At 66.7% G+C, this 16765-nt stretch carries 14 protein-coding genes, 1 other RNA gene and 1 pseudogene; 8 read left to right on the plus strand and 8 right to left on the minus strand.

All coding sequences use genetic code 11. The features are described 5' to 3' along the window. Positions 1 to 697 (minus strand): CoA-transferase subunit beta (locus OZ10_RS13945; protein ID WP_052210034.1); only part of this gene is annotated, 697 nt, incomplete at its 3' end. After that, a complete protein-coding gene (locus OZ10_RS13950) occupies positions 694 to 1557 on the minus strand; it encodes a CoA transferase subunit A (RefSeq protein WP_039565464.1) in 864 nt (287 codons plus the stop codon). The genes OZ10_RS13945 and OZ10_RS13950, both read right to left, overlap by 4 nt. 265 nt (positions 1558 to 1822) lie before the next feature. Between OZ10_RS13950 and OZ10_RS13955 the strand changes: the two genes are divergently transcribed. The 7 genes from OZ10_RS13955 (at position 1823) to glpK (ending at position 10056) form a co-directional block, all read left to right on the plus strand. Beyond that, a complete protein-coding gene (locus OZ10_RS13955) occupies positions 1823 to 2899 on the plus strand; it encodes an aromatic ring-hydroxylating dioxygenase subunit alpha (RefSeq protein ID WP_039408740.1) in 1077 nt (358 codons plus the stop codon). A gap of 22 nt (positions 2900 to 2921) precedes the next feature. Then, positions 2922 to 3725, plus strand: coding sequence for a GntR family transcriptional regulator (locus OZ10_RS13960; RefSeq protein ID WP_039408743.1), 804 nt, complete (start codon positions 2922 to 2924; stop codon positions 3723 to 3725). Next, entirely contained in the window at positions 3718 to 4701 is a 984-nt protein-coding gene (locus tag OZ10_RS13965; RefSeq protein WP_039408746.1) for a PDR/VanB family oxidoreductase, read from the plus strand. Before OZ10_RS13960 ends, OZ10_RS13965 begins: the two co-directional genes overlap by 8 nt. A 155-nt stretch (positions 4702 to 4856) precedes the next feature. Beyond that, positions 4857 to 5684, plus strand: a complete 828-nt coding sequence (locus tag OZ10_RS13970; RefSeq protein WP_039408750.1) for a DeoR/GlpR family DNA-binding transcription regulator — start codon at positions 4857 to 4859, stop codon at positions 5682 to 5684. A 225-nt stretch (positions 5685 to 5909) separates the two neighbouring features. Beyond that, positions 5910 to 7424 (plus strand): glycerol-3-phosphate dehydrogenase, encoded by a 1515-nt coding sequence (glpD, locus tag OZ10_RS13975; RefSeq protein ID WP_039565466.1) that lies wholly within the window; start codon positions 5910 to 5912, stop codon positions 7422 to 7424. Positions 7425 to 7600: 176 nt separating this feature from the next. Continuing rightward, positions 7601 to 8422: an MIP/aquaporin family protein gene (locus OZ10_RS13980; protein ID WP_039408757.1), complete on the plus strand. Its 822-nt coding sequence runs from the start codon at positions 7601 to 7603 to the stop codon at positions 8420 to 8422. Between the two features lie 134 nt (positions 8423 to 8556). Then, complete coding sequence (gene glpK / locus OZ10_RS13985) at positions 8557 to 10056, plus strand: glycerol kinase GlpK (protein WP_039408760.1); 1500 nt, start codon at positions 8557 to 8559, stop codon at positions 10054 to 10056. A 109-nt stretch (positions 10057 to 10165) separates the two neighbouring features. Here the strand turns inward: glpK and OZ10_RS20690 are convergent. The 3 genes from OZ10_RS20690 to pobA form a co-directional block, all read right to left on the minus strand. Then, a non-coding RNA gene (locus OZ10_RS20690) (sX9 sRNA) lies at positions 10166 to 10242 on the minus strand. Between the two features lie 61 nt (positions 10243 to 10303). Beyond that, positions 10304 to 10819 (minus strand): nuclear transport factor 2 family protein, encoded by a 516-nt coding sequence (locus tag OZ10_RS13990; protein ID WP_039408763.1) that lies wholly within the window; start codon positions 10817 to 10819, stop codon positions 10304 to 10306. Between the two features lie 211 nt (positions 10820 to 11030). Beyond that, on the minus strand, positions 11031 to 12218 hold the full coding sequence (gene pobA, locus OZ10_RS13995; RefSeq protein ID WP_039408766.1) for a 4-hydroxybenzoate 3-monooxygenase: 1188 nt from the start codon (positions 12216 to 12218) through the stop codon (positions 11031 to 11033). 96 nt (positions 12219 to 12314) lie between these two features. Between pobA and OZ10_RS14000 the strand changes: the two genes are divergently transcribed. After that, entirely contained in the window at positions 12315 to 13211 is an 897-nt protein-coding gene (locus OZ10_RS14000; RefSeq protein WP_052210035.1) for a helix-turn-helix domain-containing protein, read from the plus strand. A 112-nt stretch (positions 13212 to 13323) separates the two neighbouring features. Here the strand turns inward: OZ10_RS14000 and OZ10_RS14005 are convergent, their stop codons facing one another. From OZ10_RS14005 to OZ10_RS14015, 3 genes and pseudogenes are all read right to left on the minus strand, one after another. Further along, a complete protein-coding gene (locus OZ10_RS14005) occupies positions 13324 to 14805 on the minus strand; it encodes a benzaldehyde dehydrogenase (protein WP_039565469.1) in 1482 nt (493 codons plus the stop codon). Between the two features lie 34 nt (positions 14806 to 14839). After that, positions 14840 to 15607, minus strand: coding sequence for a coniferyl-alcohol dehydrogenase (locus OZ10_RS14010; RefSeq protein WP_039408773.1), 768 nt, complete (start codon positions 15605 to 15607; stop codon positions 14840 to 14842). A 33-nt stretch (positions 15608 to 15640) separates the two neighbouring features. After that, positions 15641 to 16659, minus strand: a pseudogene (locus OZ10_RS14015) (SphA family protein). Positions 16660 to 16765 lie beyond the last annotated feature (106 nt).

Here is a 16765-nt window from a genome sequence, read left to right on the forward strand (position 1 = left end):
CCAGGCAGGTGTTCATCATCATGCGGCAATCCAGGCGCAGCTTCGTGGCGGCGCTGACCTGCTCGGGCGCGATGCCCGGATGCAACGAGGTGACGGTGAGTTCGCGGGTCACCGGATCGGGCTCCATCACGCACAGGTCGGTGACGACCACGGTGGGGCCGGCGCCGGGCAGACCGGCACGGGCCCGTGCATCGCCACCGTCCAGATGCCCGACCGTGGTGATGAAGTCCAGCGCCGCCACGAAGCTGCGCCTGGATTGCCGCATGATGATGAACACCTGCCTGGCACTGGCCGCGATCTCCGGCGCACCGCCGGCGCCGGGCAGGCGCGTCCTGGGCGCGGCGTAATCGCCGATCACCGTGGTGTTGAGGTTGGCGTGGCGATCGATCTGCGCCGCGCCCAGAAAGCCCACGTCCACGCGGCCACCCTGCAGCCAGTAGCGAAAGATCTCCGGCGTGGACACCACGGTGTCGGCGGTCTCGGCCAGCTCGCCGTCGCCGATCGACAACGGCAGCACATCCGGGCGGGCGCCGATGGGGCCGGATTCGTAGATCAGGGTGACATCCGGCGCATGCGTGAGCCGGGCCAGATTGGCCGCGGTGGACGGCAGGCCGATGCCGACGAAACACACCGCCCCATCCGGCAGGCGGCGCGCAGCCGCCACGGTCATCATCTCGTTGGTGGTGTAGTCGCTCATGCGGCCACCTGCTGCTGCGCGTGCGCATACACACGCTGGAAGGCGGCGAAGTCCTCGGTATCGAGAATGTGGGTCTGGATCCAGGCCTGGAAGCGGGCACGGTCGCGTGCGATCGCGTCCCAGCCCAGATAGAACCGGTTGTCGCGCGCGTAATAGCCGTGCGCGTAGGACGGTGCCGCGCCGCCGGGCACGTGGCAGACCGCGTCCACCACCCAGCGCGGCAGGATGCAGGCATTGGGCGGCGCCTCCAGGGTGTCGACGATCTCTTCCACCGTCACGATCACCTTGCGCGCGGCCAGCGCGGCTTCCTTCTGCACGCCCAGGATGCCCCACAGCAGCACGTTGCCGCGGCGGTCGGCCTGCTGGGCATGGATCACGGTGACATCCGGGTTCACTGCCGGCGTCGCGGCCAACGTTTCGCCGGTATACGGGCATCGCAGGAACTTGATGCTGTCGTTGACGCGCGGCAGGTCCGAGCCCACGTACCCGCGCAGCACCGCAAACGGCAGCCCCGAGGCGCCGGCGACATACGCGTTGGCCATGTCGGCGTGGCTGTGCTCGCGCAGGTGCAATGGCTGCGGCCAGGCATGCTCGACCGCATCGCGCAGCCGGTGCAGCGAGCCCACGCCTGGATTGCCACCCCAGGAAAACCGCAATGCCGATGCGCAGCCTGCGCCGATCAGCTGGTCGTAGATCAGGTCCGGCGTCATGCGCACCAAACGCAGGTCGCGCTTGCGCTGGCGGATCACCTCGTGCCCGGCCGTGTGCGGGATCAGATGGGTGAAGCCTTCCATCGCCACGCAGTCGCCATCGGCGATCAGCTGCGACACCGCATCGTTCAGCGAAACGATTTCGACCATGGCACGACCCCGGGCTGCGAACGTGCTGCCACGGTAGAGCCAGCCAAAGGGCGGGGTCAATGCGATTATCTGCGATTATCGACGAATCAATTCGATAATCGCACATTTTCGATGGGCCTGTAACGCTCCCACATTGTCTCCGGTGTATACATAACTTCGCTCGCAAGCGGACGCCAGCGTCGCAATGGGCGTCCACTGGTTGCCGGCCGGCGCGTCGGCGCCGATTCGTATCCCAGGTTGTATACAAACCCCAGGAGTCACGGTCATGTCCCAGTCCAAGCCGCTGTTTCCCCTCAACGCGTGGTACGCCGTCGCCTGGGACCACGAAATCAAGCACGCCCTGAGCCCGCGCAAGGTCTGCAACCTGGAGGTGGTGCTCTATCGCAGCACCGCCGGGGCGGTGATCGCGCTCGAAGACGCGTGCTGGCATCGCCTGGTCCCGCTGTCGATGGGCAAGCTGCGCGGCGATGACGTGGTGTGCGGGTACCACGGTCTGGTCTACAACACTCAGGGCCGCTGCGTGCACATGCCGTCGCAGGAGACCATCAACCCGTCGGCCTGCGTCCGCAGTTTTCCGGTGGCCGAGAAACACCGCTACGTGTGGATCTGGCCGGGCGACCCGGCCAAGGCCGACACCGCGTTGATTCCCGACCTGCACTGGGCGCATGACCCGGCCTGGGCCGGCGATGGCCGCACCATCTACGCCAAGTGCGATTACCGGCTGGTGCTGGACAACCTGATGGACCTGACCCACGAGACCTTCGTGCACGGCTCCAGCATCGGCCAGGACGAAATCGCCGAAGCGCCGTTCGATGTGGTGCACGGCGACCGCTCGGTGGTGGTGTCGCGCTGGATGCACAACATCGACCCGCCACCGTTCTGGGCCAGCCAGATCGCCCGTCACCTGGATTACCACGGCAAGGTCGACCGCTGGCAGATCATCCGTTTCGAAGCACCCGGCACCATCGCCATCGACGTCGGCGTGGCCATCGCCGGCACCGGCGCACCGGAAGGCGACCGCAGCCAGGGCGTCAACGGCTACGTGCTCAACACCATCACCCCCGAGACCGACACCACCTGCCACTACTTCTGGGCGTTCATGCGCAACTACGCGCTGCACGATCAGTCGTTGACCACGCTGACCCGCGCCGGCGTCACCGGGGTATTCGGCGAAGACGAAGCGGTGCTGGAAGCGCAGCAACGCGCGATCGACGCGCACCCGGATCACACCTTCTACAACCTCAACGTGGATGCCGGCGGCATGTGGGCGCGGCGGGTGATCGACCGCCTGATCGCACAGGAGCAGCGCGCGCAGGATTTGTCGTTGCGCATGGTGGGCTGAGCGCATTGCGCAGGAGACCACCATGCCACCGACCACGCCCTTCCATAGCAGTGCCGCGCAGACCACGCGCGCGCTGCTGTCGCTGCGCGAACTGATACTCGACGGCACCCTGCCGGCGGGGACGCGGCTGTCCGAATTGGCCGTGGTGCAACGGCTGGGCATGTCGCGTACTCCGGTGCGCGCGGCCTTGCAGCGCCTGTGCGAAGAAGGCCTGGCCAACGCCCTGCCGGGCGGCGGCTATGCGGTACAGGCCTTCAGCGAGCGCGACGTGCACGACGCCATCGAGCTGCGCGGCACGCTCGAAGGCCTGGCCGCGCGGATCGCCGCCGAGCGCGGCGTGCCCGCGATGCAACTGGCCCAGGCGCGCACCCTGCTGGCGCAGATCGACGCCATCATCGGCGCGCCGCTGGAGACCGTCGACTTCAGCGCGTATGTGGAGGCCAATGCGCAGTTCCACGCGCTGTTGATCGCCATGGCCGGCAGCGACGTGCTCGAACGTGTCCTGACCCGCGTGGTGCAGCTGCCGTTCGCCTCGCCCAATGGGTTGGTCATGGCGCAGACCAGCGATGCCGATGCACGCCTCATTCTCACCCTGGCGCAGGACCAGCATCGCGAAGCGATTGCCGCCATCGAGCACCGCCAGGGCGGCCGCGCCGAGGCGCTGATGCGCGAGCACGCACGCCTGGCGCACCGCAATCTGCGCCACATCCTGCAAACCCCTGCCGCGGTCAGCCAGGTGCGCGGTGGCGCCCTGATCGGCCGTGCCCATGCCTCCAACGCCGGCACCGCCCGGCCTGGCCATCTGCCCGGAGTACCCCATGCGTAAAGACACCCAGTGGCACCGCGCCCACGTCGTCAGCATTGCCGATGCCTGCGAGGGCGTGCGCGAAATCGTGCTCGACCCAGGCCCGGCCGCGCGCAGTTTCGAGGTGGGCAGTCATGTGGATTTCCGCGTGCATCTGCAGGGGCGCAGCGATGTGCGCTCGTATTCGCTGGTGGGCGAACCGCGCAAGGATGGGTACTACCGCATCGCGGTGCGGCAGATGCCCGACAGCCGCGGCGGCTCGCGACACATGTGGACGCTGCAGCCCGGCGATGTAGTGGAGATGTCGCCCCCCAGCAACAACTTCGCGCTGGACGAATTGGGCGAGGAGATCCTGTTGATTGCCGGCGGGATCGGCATCACGCCCATCCTGGGCATGGCGCAGCGGCTGGCGCAGCGGCACCAGGCGTTCCGCCTGCTTTACGTGGGCCGCTCGCGCCGCGCCATGGCGTATGTGGACGAGCTGGAAACACAGCTTGGTGAGCGCCTGCACCTGCACTGCGACGACAGCGCTGGTCCGCCCGATCTTGCCGCCGAGCTGGCGCGGCTGTCGCCCAATGCCGAGGTCTATGTGTGCGGGCCGCTGGGCATGCTGGAGGCGGTACGTCAGCACTGGCACGCCGCCGGCCGGCCACGCGCGCGGCTGCACTTCGAGACCTTCGGCAACAGCGGCCGGGTGCCGGCGCAGGCGTTCGTGGTCAAGCTGCCCGGGCTGGGACTGGAAGTGCCGGTGGCCGAAAACGAATCCATGCTCGATGCCCTGGCCGATGCCGGCGTGGAGCTCATTGCCGAATGCCGCCGCGGCGAATGCGGCCTGTGTGCGGTGGACGTGCTCGACAGCGCGGCCGACATCGACCACCGCGACGTGTTCTTCAGCGACGAACAACGCCGCGAAAACCGCAAGCTCTGCGCCTGCGTGTCGCGCGCGGTGGGCGGCAGCATCAGCATCGATACCGGCTACCGCGGCGAGCTGGGCTGAGCACGCCCGTTATCGTCACCTCGCTGGCATGCGGGCGCGGTGTGGCGGTGGCATGCGCGCGTCCGTGCGGGACCAGACAGGCCCGCACGGCTGCATGACTGTCCGCGCCGCGCTGCGCACCGCCGCGCAGCCGTCGTGCTTGCATCCTCACGCGCATGCGCGATCATCTGCGCATGGAGTCGACTCACTACAGGACTGTCCCGGCGCCGGCCTTGAACCCGCGCCAGGAGCAATTGGTGGCATTGGTACGGCAGCAGGGCTTTGCCGACGTCGAAGGGCTGGCAACGCGCTTTGACGTCACGCCGCAGACCATCCGCCGCGATCTGACCTTGCTGTGCGATGCCGGCGTGCTGCGCCGGTATCACGGTGGCGTCAGCATGCCTTCGAGCGTGGAGAACCTGGCCTACACCGCGCGCAAGGCGCTGCAGGCGTGCGAAAAGCAGCACATCGCCGCGCAGGTGGCGCGCTTCATTCCCGACGATGCCTCGCTGTTCATCAACCTCGGCACCACCAACGAGGAAGTCGCGCGCGCGTTGCTGCAGCATCGCGGCCTGCGCGTGATCACCAACAACCTCAACGTGGCGGTGATGCTCAGCGCCAATCCCAGCTTCGAGGTGATCGTGGCCGGCGGCGTGGTGCGCGGACGCGACCAGGGCGTGACCGGCGAGGCCACGGTGGAGCTGATCCGCCAGTTCAAGGTGGATTTCGGGGTGATCGGCATTTCCGGTATCGACCTGGACGGCACCCTGCTGGATTTCGATTACCAGGAAGTGCGCGTGGCCCAGGCCATCATCGAGCACTCGCGGCAGGTATTGCTGGCGGCCGACCACAGCAAGTTCGGCCGCAATGCGATGGTGCGGCTGGGCGCGATCGCCCAGGTGCACGACTGGTTCACCGACCGACCGCCGCCGCAGGAACTGGCTGCAGTACTGGCCGAGGCCGGCACCCGCGTGCATCTGGCGGACGCGCCCGCGTCCGGCTGAGGCGAATGTTCGTTTGTGTACGTTTTTGGACTTCTGACCCGGACGCCGGTCACTGGCTATAGCTGAAAGTAATCGCAAGCCTGGCTTTCGATAGTTGATCAATGCATTTGCCCACCGTCCGGCGTGACCTTTCGGCTCTTCACGCTCCCGCAAGGTGCGATGTTCGAATATGTTCGAACATGACAACTTGGGTTCGCTCAGTAGCGAATCCGGACGGAGGCACCGATGGGCGAGACGTACGATCTTCTGGTGGTAGGCGGTGGCATCAATGGGGTCGGCATTGCCCGTGATGCGGCCGGCCGCGGCCTGTCGGTGTGCCTGTGCGAGCAGGACGATCTGGCCGCGCATACCAGCAGCGCCAGCACCAAGCTCATCCACGGCGGCCTGCGCTATCTGGAACAGTACGAGTTCGCGCTGGTCGGCAAGGCGCTGGCCGAGCGCGAGGTGCTGCTGCGGCTGGCCCCGCACATCATCTGGCCGCTGCGCTTCCTGTTGCCGCATCAGCCGCATCTGCGCCCGGCCTGGATGATCCGTGCCGGCCTGTTCCTGTACGACCACCTGGGCGGCAGCAAGCGCAGCCTGCCGCGCTCGCGCCGGCTCTCCTTGCGTACGCATCCGGTTGGCGCGCCGCTGCAGGAATTCTTGCGCACCGGCTTTGTGTATTCCGATGCCTGGGTGCAGGACGCACGGCTGGTGGTGCTCAACGCGATGGATGCCGCCAGGCGCGGCGCCAGGATCCATACCCGCACCCGCTGTGTCGGTGCCTGGCGCGATGCCGGGTTCTGGTACGCCGAACTCGAAGACCGCCAGGGCCGTCGCCGCACCGTGCAGGCGCGCGCGCTGGCCAATGCCGCCGGCCCGTGGGCGGTGTCGTTCCTGGACAAGGTGGCCGCGGTGCCGCACCAGCATGCGCTGCGCCTGGTCAAGGGCAGCCACATCGTGGTGCCCAAATTGTTCGATCACGACCACGCGTACATCTTTCAGCAACCGGACCGTCGCATCGTATTCGCCATCCCGTACGAACACGATTTCACCCTGATCGGCACCACCGATGTCGATTACGAGGCAGATCCGGCCGCGCCGAAGATCGATGCGGCCGAAGTGCAGTATCTGTGCGACGCGGTGAACCTGTATTTCCAGCAGCAGATCAGCCCCGCCGATGTGGTGTGGAACTACAGCGGCGTGCGCCCGCTGCTGGACGACGCCGAAGACAACGCCGCCGAAGTGACCCGCGACTATCAACTCGAAGTGGTCAATGACGGTGCGCCGTTGCTCAACGTGTTCGGCGGCAAGCTCACCACCTACCGCAAGCTCGCCGAAGAAGCGGTCGACCGGCTCACCCATGCGCTGGGCGCGCGCAAGCCGGCATGGACTGCACGCGGCGAAGCCTTGCCCGGCGGTGAGCAGCGCGACATCGCCAGCCTGCTGGAGCGGGTGCGCAACGCGCGCCCCTGGTTGCCGGCGGCCACCGCGCAGCGGCTGGTGCGCAACTACGGCACCTGTGCAGACCAGCTGTTGGGCGATGCGCAGGACCTGGCCGGTCTGGGCACGCACTTCGGCGCGGACCTGTACCAGGCCGAGGTGGATTACCTGCAGCAGCACGAGTGGGCGCTGACCGCCGACGATATCCTGTGGCGGCGCAGCAAACTCGGCCTACGCATCGACGCAGCCGGCCGCCAGCGGCTGGAACACTATCTGCAGACCCACGCACTGCAGCAGCGCGACGTCGCAACCGTCTGAACACACGCGTTGCCGGCGAGGACGGGTCGTCCGGCAACGTATCCTGGCGCATTGCCGGCATCACCCCGAGCCACGTGGAGGGCACCCCTGATGAGCACCATCCGATTCCCCGGCGCGCCAGCGCGCGCGTCGCAGCACCCTGCCCGCAGCCGTGACCAGCATCCGGGACTGCCCGCATGAACCGTCAGCTCGTGGGTGAGTTGATCTCCGAAGCAGTGGCGATGTTCATCATCATCGCGCTGGGCGATTCGGTGGCGGCGATGTATGTGCTCTACGACCCCAGCCCGTATCAGAACGCCTATTGGGGCGTGTGCATCGCCTGGGGTTTGGCGGTCACGCTGGCCATCTATGTCACCGGTTCGGTGTCCGGCACCCACGCCAACCCGGCGGTGACGCTGGCGCTGGCGCTGTTCCGCGATTTCTCCTGGAAGAAGGTCGTGCCGTACTGGATCGCCCAGGTCATCGGCGCGTTCCTGGGTGCGGCCATCGTCTACCAGTTGTACGGGCCGGTGATCGACCATTACAACCAGGTGCAGCAACTCACCCGCGAAGCCGGCGGTGCGGCCGGGGTGTTCTTCACCGCACCCGGTCTGGCGGTCACCCCGATGCATGCGCTGGTCGACCAGATCATCATCACCGCGTTCCTGATCTTCGGCATCTTCGCCATTACCGAGCGCTTCAACGAAGCGGCGCCGGGCGCCAATTCCGGGGCGTTGATGATCGGCCTGCTGGTGGCGACGCTGGGCGCATCGATGGGCTACCTGGAAGCGTGGGCGATGAACCCGGCGCGCGATTTCGGCCCACGCCTGTTCGCGTATTTCGCCGGATGGGGCGAGGCGGCGTTGCCGGCCAAGGACAATTACTGGTGGATCCCCATCGTGGGGCCGCTCATCGGCGGGCCGATCGGCGCACTGGCGTATCAGTGGCTGATCCTGCCATTCCTGCCGGCGCGCGTGCGCCATCTGCAGGGCGAGCCAACCCCGCACGACCCGCGCTGATCACAGCACGCCGGCCCTGCGGGTCCCAACGACCTGCGTGCAGCGGCGGATCGACGCGCAGCTGCGCAGCTCGCCGGGGCCGCACCCACCACTCTCGCCGGGCGCAACCGCCGGCATCGTTTGAGGAAACCCTGATGGAAAAGCAGTACGTCCTTGCGATCGATCAAGGCACCACCAGCTCGCGCGCGATGTTGTTCGATCGCCAGGGCAAGGTGGCCGGCGTGGCGCAGCGCGAGTTCGGCCAGATCTTCCCGCAGCCCGGCTGGGTGGAACACAACCCGCGCGAGATCATGACCAGCGTCTACACCACCATCACCGAGCTGCTCAACAACGCGCAGATCGACGCGCGCTCGATTGCCGGGATCGGCATCACCAACCAACGCGAAACCGCGGTGGTGTGGGACAAGGCCACCGGCCAGCCGATCTACAACGCCATCGTGTGGCAGTCGCGGCAGACCAAGGACATCTGCACCCAGCTCAAGGAGGCCGGGCACGAGCAGATGGTGCGCGACAAGACCGGCCTGCTGATCGATGCGTATTTTTCCGGCACCAAGGTCAAGTGGATCCTCGACCATGTCGAAGGTGCGCGCGAGCGCGCGCGCAACGGCGAGCTGGCGTTCGGCACCATCGACAGCTGGCTGATCTGGAACCTTACCGGCGGCAAGGTGCACGTCACCGACTACACCAACGCCTCGCGCACCATGATGTTCAACATCCACACGCTGGAATGGGACGCCGAGCTGCTGGCGATGCTCGACGTGCCGAAGGAAATGCTGCCGGAGGTGCGCTCGTCCAGCGAAGTCTACGGCATGACCCAGACCCAGTATTTCTACGGCGAACAGGTGCCCATCGCCGGCATTGCCGGCGACCAGCAGGCCGCGTTGTTCGGCCAGGCGTGTTTCGAGCCGGGCATGGCAAAGAACACCTATGGCACCGGCTGTTTCATGCTGATGAACACCGGCGACAAGGCAGTGGCGTCCAAGGCCGGCCTGTTGACCACCATCGCCTGGGGCGTCGACGGCAAGGTCGAATACGCATTGGAAGGGGCCATCTTCGTCGCCGGCTCGGTGGTGCAGTGGTTGCGCGACGGCCTGCGCATGCTGGGCAAGGCCAGCGACTCGCAGGCCTATGCCGAACGCGCCGGCGACAACGATGGCGTCTACATCGTGCCGGCGTTCGTGGGTTTGGGCGCGCCGTACTGGCGCAGCGACATTCGCGGTGCGGTGTTCGGCCTGACCCGTGGCACCAGCAAGGAGCACTTCGTGCGTGCGGCGGTCGAATCGATGGCCTACCAGACCCGCGACGTGCTCACCGCGATGCAGAGCGACTCAGGCATCGAACTGAAGGAGCTGCGCGCCGACGGTGGCGCCATCGCCAACGACTTCATGGCGCAGTTCCAGAGCGACATCCTCAATGTGCCGGTGCTGCGCCCGGAAGTGGCCGAAACCACGGCACTGGGTGCGGCGTATCTGGCGGGGCTTGCGACCGGGTTCTGGAGCAGCCGCGAAGAGATCGCCAAGCAATGGGCGGTGGATCGTCGCTTCGAGCCGGCGATGGCCGAGGACAAGCGCGAACAGTTGTATGCCGGCTGGCAGCAGGCAGTGGAAGCGACGATGGGCTTCCGCATCGGCTGAGTGATTCACCCGCGCAGACGCTGCCTGCGTTTACCCGACGCGCGGGTCATGTATCTCTGAAATGCAGATCGCCGGCCTGCAGGCCGGCGATCAGTCACAGACTTAGAGCTGCTAAAAAAAACGTAGCGAGCGGTCGTCAGGTGGGTGCGGACGGCGCGGAGGAACCGCAGTGTACGAGTGGTACATGAGGATTCCGAGCACCGACCGCGCCCGCCTGGCGGCCGCGCAGTAGTGTTGCTAGCTGCTCTTACTGGCCGCCGGTATTGGCGCGGCCGGCGATGGTATCCGGGTCCCAATGCTCCTTGATCAGGCCCTTCTCGATCCGGAACATGTCGAACCAGGTGGTGGTGTAGGTCTTGCTCGGATCGCGCGGATCCGGCAGCGTGCGCACCGACACCAGCGTCACCAGATCGCCATCGGCGGTGATGGCCACCAGCGGCAACTGCACCCGCTCCTGCACCGGGCTCTTGGGAACGAACGCGGTCAGAAACCTGATGAACGCATCGCGCCCGTTGGCCACATTCGGGTTGTGCTGGATGTAGTTCTTGTCCATGTAAAACGGGGCGTAATCCACCTGGCCGGCTTCGAACACGATGCGCCAGAAATCGTAGACCAGGCGCTTGTTGGCCGTTTCCAGCCAGTTGGAGCCGATCAGCATCTTCTGGTGGTTGGTGTTTTCGGTCACCGCGGTCTGCGCAAACGCAGCCATCGGTGCGACCAGCATGATCAGTAACAAAGCACGAGAAAACAGGGTCTTTTTCATGGGGATCTCCTCGGGTGGAAGGGGCCTTGCGCGTGCGGGGGACTCGGCATACGCGCACGATTGGGTTTGACGCGTGCGTGCTCGGACAGCGACCGCCACGCGTCCAGGCCACCCTACCGAGCACGTCCGCTACCGCGCTAGCCACCCGAAAGTGCACCAGGACACTTCCACAATTGCTGGTAATCAAAGAATTACCGTCAGGGTTGCGGTGTCAGGCGCTGACCGGATCGACCATTGGCAGCCCTGCGTAGTTTTCTGCAATGGTAGTGCGCCCTGCCGCGCTGCCGAGCAGATAGTCCAGCTCAGCGGTGCGGATGCGTGCGGTGAAGGCGTCTTCATCGTCGAAGGTATGCAGCAGCGTGGTCATCCACCAGGAAAAGCGCTCGGCCTTCCACACCCGCTGCAATGCCAGCGCCGAATACTGCTGCAGCACACCGGCATCGCCGGATGCCTTCCAGCGCGCGAACAGCTGCGCAAGCAGGCCGACATCGGCCAATGCCAGATTCAGTCCCTTGGCGCCGGTCGGCGGCACGATATGCGCCGCATCGCCGGCCAGGAACAGGCGGCCGTACTGCATCGGTTCGGTCACGAAACTGCGCAGCGGCGCAATGCTCTTCTCGATCGACGGGCCGGTGACCAGGCGCATGGCCAACGCGTCCGGCAGACGTGCGCGCAATGTGTCCCAGAATGCCTGGTCGCTCCAGGCATCCACGCGCGCGTTGGCCGGTACCTGCACGTAGTAGCGGCTGCGCGTGGGCGAGCGCATCGAACACAAGGCAAACCCCAGCCGATGCCGCGCATAGATCAACTCATCGTGCACCGGCGGCGTGTCGGCCAGCACGCCCAGCCAACCGAAGGGATACACGCGCTCGAACACGCGCAGGCGCTCGGCGGGAATGCTGGCGCGGCTGACGCCATGAAATCCATCGCAGCCGACGATGTAGTCGCAGTCCACCTGCAGGCGGGTACCGTGATGCATGAATTCCACGCGCGGTGCAGGGCTGTCCAGCGCATGCAGGCTGACCTGGTCTGCGTTGTAGTAGCTGGGCGCAGCGCTGCGCTGACGTGCATCCATCAGATCGGCGGTCACCTCGGTCTGGCCATACACGGTGACCGCGCGACCGCAGCTGTGCAGCAGATCGATGCGTTCGCGCCGGCCGTCCAGCGACAGCTCGAAGCCATGATGCGGCAAGCCTTCGCGTTGCACGCGCTCGCCCACGCCGGCGCATTGCAGCAGGTCCACGCTGCCCTGCTCCAGCACGCCGGCACGGATACGCCCCAGCACGTGGTCGGGCGCCTGCCGTTCGACGATGAGCGTATCGATACCGGCGCGCAGCAGCAGCTGGCCCAGCAACAGGCCGGACGGGCCGGCACCGATGATCGCAACCTGCGTCCGCATGGGGCGCTCCTGTTCTCAATGGCCAGGCCGGCAGTGTCGGTAGCCAAACGCGGGCATTGAAGGGATGATTACGCGCAGTGCTTGGACTTTTCGACGATGCCCACACGCGCGCGCCAGACCGATGCATCCACTGCTGTGCCCGCGTTCGGCCTTTATGGCGAACGGCACGCGCACGCGCCGGAACTGCTGCATTGGGAATCGATCGCCGCACGCAGCCGGCTGCATGACTGGCATATCACCCCGCACCGGCACCAGGACCTGGCGCAGCTGCTCTACGTGCAACGCGGGCCCGCCACGTTGCAGCTGGATGGACGAACCCAGCGCCTGCGTGGCGCCACCGTGGTGTGGCTGCCGCCACTCTGCGTCCACGGGTTTGCGTTCGATCCGCGCGTGCGTGGCCACATCATCACCCTGTGCATGCCACTGGTGCGCAGCGCACTGGTTGCAGCACCGCTGCTGCAACCGGGCCTGGCGGCGCCGGCCGTACTGCATGCGACCCAGGCACGGCGCCTGCTCGATGCCTTGTTCGCCAGCATTGCCGACGACCACGCGCATCACCGCGCGGGGCACGAGGCGGCGCTACAGGCGGCGGCGGCCCACCTGGTCATCTGGACCGCACGTGCCGCGCTGCAGGGCCTGCACGCGGCAGCGGAAACCGCAGCGCAGGGCGACCCGGGCCTGCGCCATCTGCGCGCCTACCAGGCCTTGATCGACCAGCATTACCGTGCACATTGGCCGATCTCCCGCTACGCCGGTCAGCTGGGACTGACGCCGGGGCATCTCACGGCGTTGTGCCGCCGGTTGGCCAATGCCTCGGCGCTGGAGCTGCTGCAGCGCAGGGTCATGCTGGAAGCGCGCCGCAGCCTGCGTTACACCAGCATGAGCGTGCAGCAGATCGCTGCAGCGCTTGGATTTTTCGACGCTGCCTACTTCAGCCGCTATTTCGCACGGCATGCGGGATGCTCGCCCACGCAGTTTCGCGCGAGCGCGTAAGCGCGCAGCCACGCCACACGCGCAGCCGCATTGGCTGCTGTGTCGACAGCAAGCGGCCATGTCGCACCCCGGCTTGCACCGACACCGGGCACGCCGATGCCGGCGCAGGCGATCAAAACGGGTACTGCGGCACCTCGTTCTTGATCGTCAGCCACTGCCAATGGGTGTACTGCTCCCAATCGGCCGGGCCACCAACGCTGGTGCCATTGCCGGAAGCGCCGGTACCGCCAAACGGGTTGATCACCTCATCCACCACGGTCTGGTCGTTGATATGCAGCAGGCCCGGATGCAGGCGCTCGCCCAGGGCCATCGCACGCGACACCGAGGCCGACATGATGCCGGCCGCCAGCCCGTACTCGCCGTGGTTGGCCATCTCGGCAGCTTCTTCATCGGTATCGAACACCGCGATGTTGATCACCGGGCCGAACACTTCCTCGTCGAACACACGCATGCCGGGGCGCACGTTGGACAGCACGGTGGCCGCGTAAAACAGCCCTTCATTGGTGGCGCCGGCTTCCACCACGGCGCCGGCAGCGACACTGTCGGTGACGATGTCGATCACCCGCTGCAACTGGCGCTGGTCGATGATGGGCCCGAGCGCCACGGTGCCGCTGACCGGGTCGCCCACCGGCAGGTGCCGCGCCTTTTCCGCCAGCCGCTGGGTCAGCGCCTGCGCCACGCTGCGCTGTACCAGCACCCGGCCGGTAGCCATGCAGATCTGGCCTTGGTGCAGGTAGGAACCGAACGCGATGGCCGAGGCGGCCCTGTCCAGGTCCGCATCGTCCAGCACGATCACCGCATTGTTGCCGCCCAGCTCCAGTGCGACCTTTTTCAGATGCCGTCCGGCGAGTTCGCCGATGCGGCGACCGGCGGCAGTGGAGCCGGTGAAGGCAATCATCGGAATCTCCGGCGATTCCACCAGCGCCTGGCCGATCTGCGCATCGCCGTGCAGCACGTGCAGCAGCCCCTTGGGCAGGCCGGCTTCTTCGAGGACCTGCGCGATGATGACTCCGCCGGTGTACGGCATGCGCGGATCGGGCTTGAGGATCACCGCATTGCCCATCGCCAGTGCCGGCGCCACCGAACGCAGCGACAGGATCAGCGGGAAGTTGAACGGCGAGATCACCGCGATCACGCCCAGCGGCAGGTGGCGCGCGAGACTGAGCTGGCCGGCGGCGGTCGGCAGCACCTGCCCCACCGCCTGCAACGGCAGGCCGGCCGCCTGTTGGTAGAACACCACCGCCTCATCCACCTCGCGCTGCGCCTTGGGCAGGATGCCGCCGGTTTCGCGTGCGATCAGCAGTGCCGCTTCCGCGCTGCGCGCCCGCATCACCTGGGCGGCGCGATGGAAGATCGCAGCGCGCTCGCGCGGCGAGGTCGCCGCCCATGCGCGCTGCGCCTGCTTGGCTTGCGCCACGGCGGCCTCGACGTCGGCCAGGTCGGCCTTGCTCACCTCGTGCAGCAGGCCGCCGGTGGCCGGCTCATAGATCGGCAGGGCGCCGCCGTTGCCGGGCACCCACTCGCCGTTGAAGATGCAGCCGTGCCACGCGGGGGTGTCGTTTGCAGCGACCGCTGCGCTGGGAAGAGCATTCATGGTCTAGCCTCCTGCTGAAAACAGTGGGGGTGATTTACAGGGTGGTGGATGCCAGGCCGCCATCGACCGGCAGGGTGATGCCGTTGATCCAGCGCGCGGCATCGGATGCAAGGAACACGATGGCGTCGGCCACTTCGTCGGCATACGCCGGGCGCGTCATGCGCTTGGCATCTTCCTTGACGCGTTCCTCGCCCAGCATCGCAGCGAAATCGCCCAGGATCGGCGTGAACACTGGCCCCGGCGAGACGTTGTTGACGCGAATGCCGCGCTCGGCGAACCACGGCCGCGATTGCAGCAAGGTCCACACGATCAACGCTTCCTTGAAGTATTGGTAGCAGGTGTCGTGCGCCACCGGGTGCGCAGCCAGCCAGGCGCTGCCGGCCTCGAAACTGGCGGTGGCGGCCAGCTGCTTGTGCAGGTCCAGCCGCTGCGGCCAGTCTGCGCCCAGGATCGAGGCGACGTTGATGATGGCGCCGCCGGACACGATGCGCGGCAACAGCGCATGGCTCAGATGGCGCAGGCCCAGATAGTTGACGCGCGCCACCGCATCCAGTGGCGCGGTGCCCGGCACGCCGGCCACATTGGCCAGCGCATCGATGCGCTCGGGCAGTGCGCGCACCAGCGCATCGATCGATGCGGGGTCGCCCAGGTCGGCCTGATGAAAGCCGTGCAGGGTCATCTGCACCGGCGTGCGATCGACACCGATCACCGTGGCGCCATGAAACCGTGCCAGGCGTGCGACCTCTGCGCCGATGCCCGAGGCCACACCGGTCACCACGATCGTCTTGTTCTGCAAATTCATTGCCACCCTCCGTAGGAGCCAGCCGTGCCGGCGCTAGAACACATGGACGTACTGCAGGTTGAGGTTGTTGCCGGAGGCCGCGTTCCTGACCTCCACCGGCAGGTAAAGATTGGCAAACAGCATGTTGCTGGCATCCAGCCGCCACGCGCCGCCCGGGCCGGCGTAGAAGATGCGTTGCCGGCTGTCGGGCACGCGCTGGCCGTTGGTACGTTGTCGCGGAACTGGGTCAGGAAATAGGCGTTGACGCCCAGCCGCACATCCGGCGCCACCTCCCAGGACGTGGCGAAGTTGATCCAGCCCGCATCGCCGGCCTGCCCGTTACGGAAGTCGAATCCGTCGGGCAGATTCGGCCGGCGCTCGCTGCGGAAGTTGTAGACGTAGTTGAGGCGCGCGCTGATTTCCCAGTTGGGCGTGGGCAGCACGGTGAAGGCGTAGTTCGGCACCAGCGACCAATACCCGGCACCCTGATTCAGATCGCGGTCGCGGTCGAACTTGCCGACCGGTGCCACCGCATCGATCTCGAAACGCTGCGAAAACACCGGCCGCCCGTCGCGCATCACCGGCAGCATCTGCAGATACGGCCCGAAGGTCAGATCGCCCACGCCGGCGCCGTTGTCGCGCAGGGTGGCGATGCTGTTGCGGCCGAACGAGGCGTCCAGGTTGATCAGCGGTATCAACGTGTTGATGCCGAGCGCGCCACCAAAGAGCTTATACGGCGTGACATAGGCAATCTGGGTCAGCAGCAGGGTCGAGTCGATGCGTGGGTTGGCGAACACCGGCACATCGTCGCCCTGTGCGTCCTTGACCGCATCCAGCGAGGTCTGGCGCAAATAGGTGACCACCGCCCAGCCGGGCGTGGTGCGGATGAAACCGTCCAGGAAGCTGGTGCCGCCGGTATTGAGGCCGTTGGTCAGCGCCGTGCTTTGCGGAACGCCCTGCGCCAGCGCCGCACCGCTGGCACACACCCCCACCGCGCCGAGTGCGGCGCAAAGCGTCCACGACACCCGTCGACCTGCGCCACGCACCACCGTTGTTCGAATCACTGCGGACATCTCCAGCGTTGGGAGGAAACAACAGGACGTGCCAGACGGCACGCGTCAGGCAGGCGGTATCGCCGCGCTGTACACAGCACGTGCAAACAGGATGTGCGAAGTAGGA

It is taken from the genome of Xanthomonas cannabis pv. cannabis (assembly GCF_000802365.1).
Lineage (GTDB): Bacteria > Pseudomonadota > Gammaproteobacteria > Xanthomonadales > Xanthomonadaceae > Xanthomonas > Xanthomonas cannabis.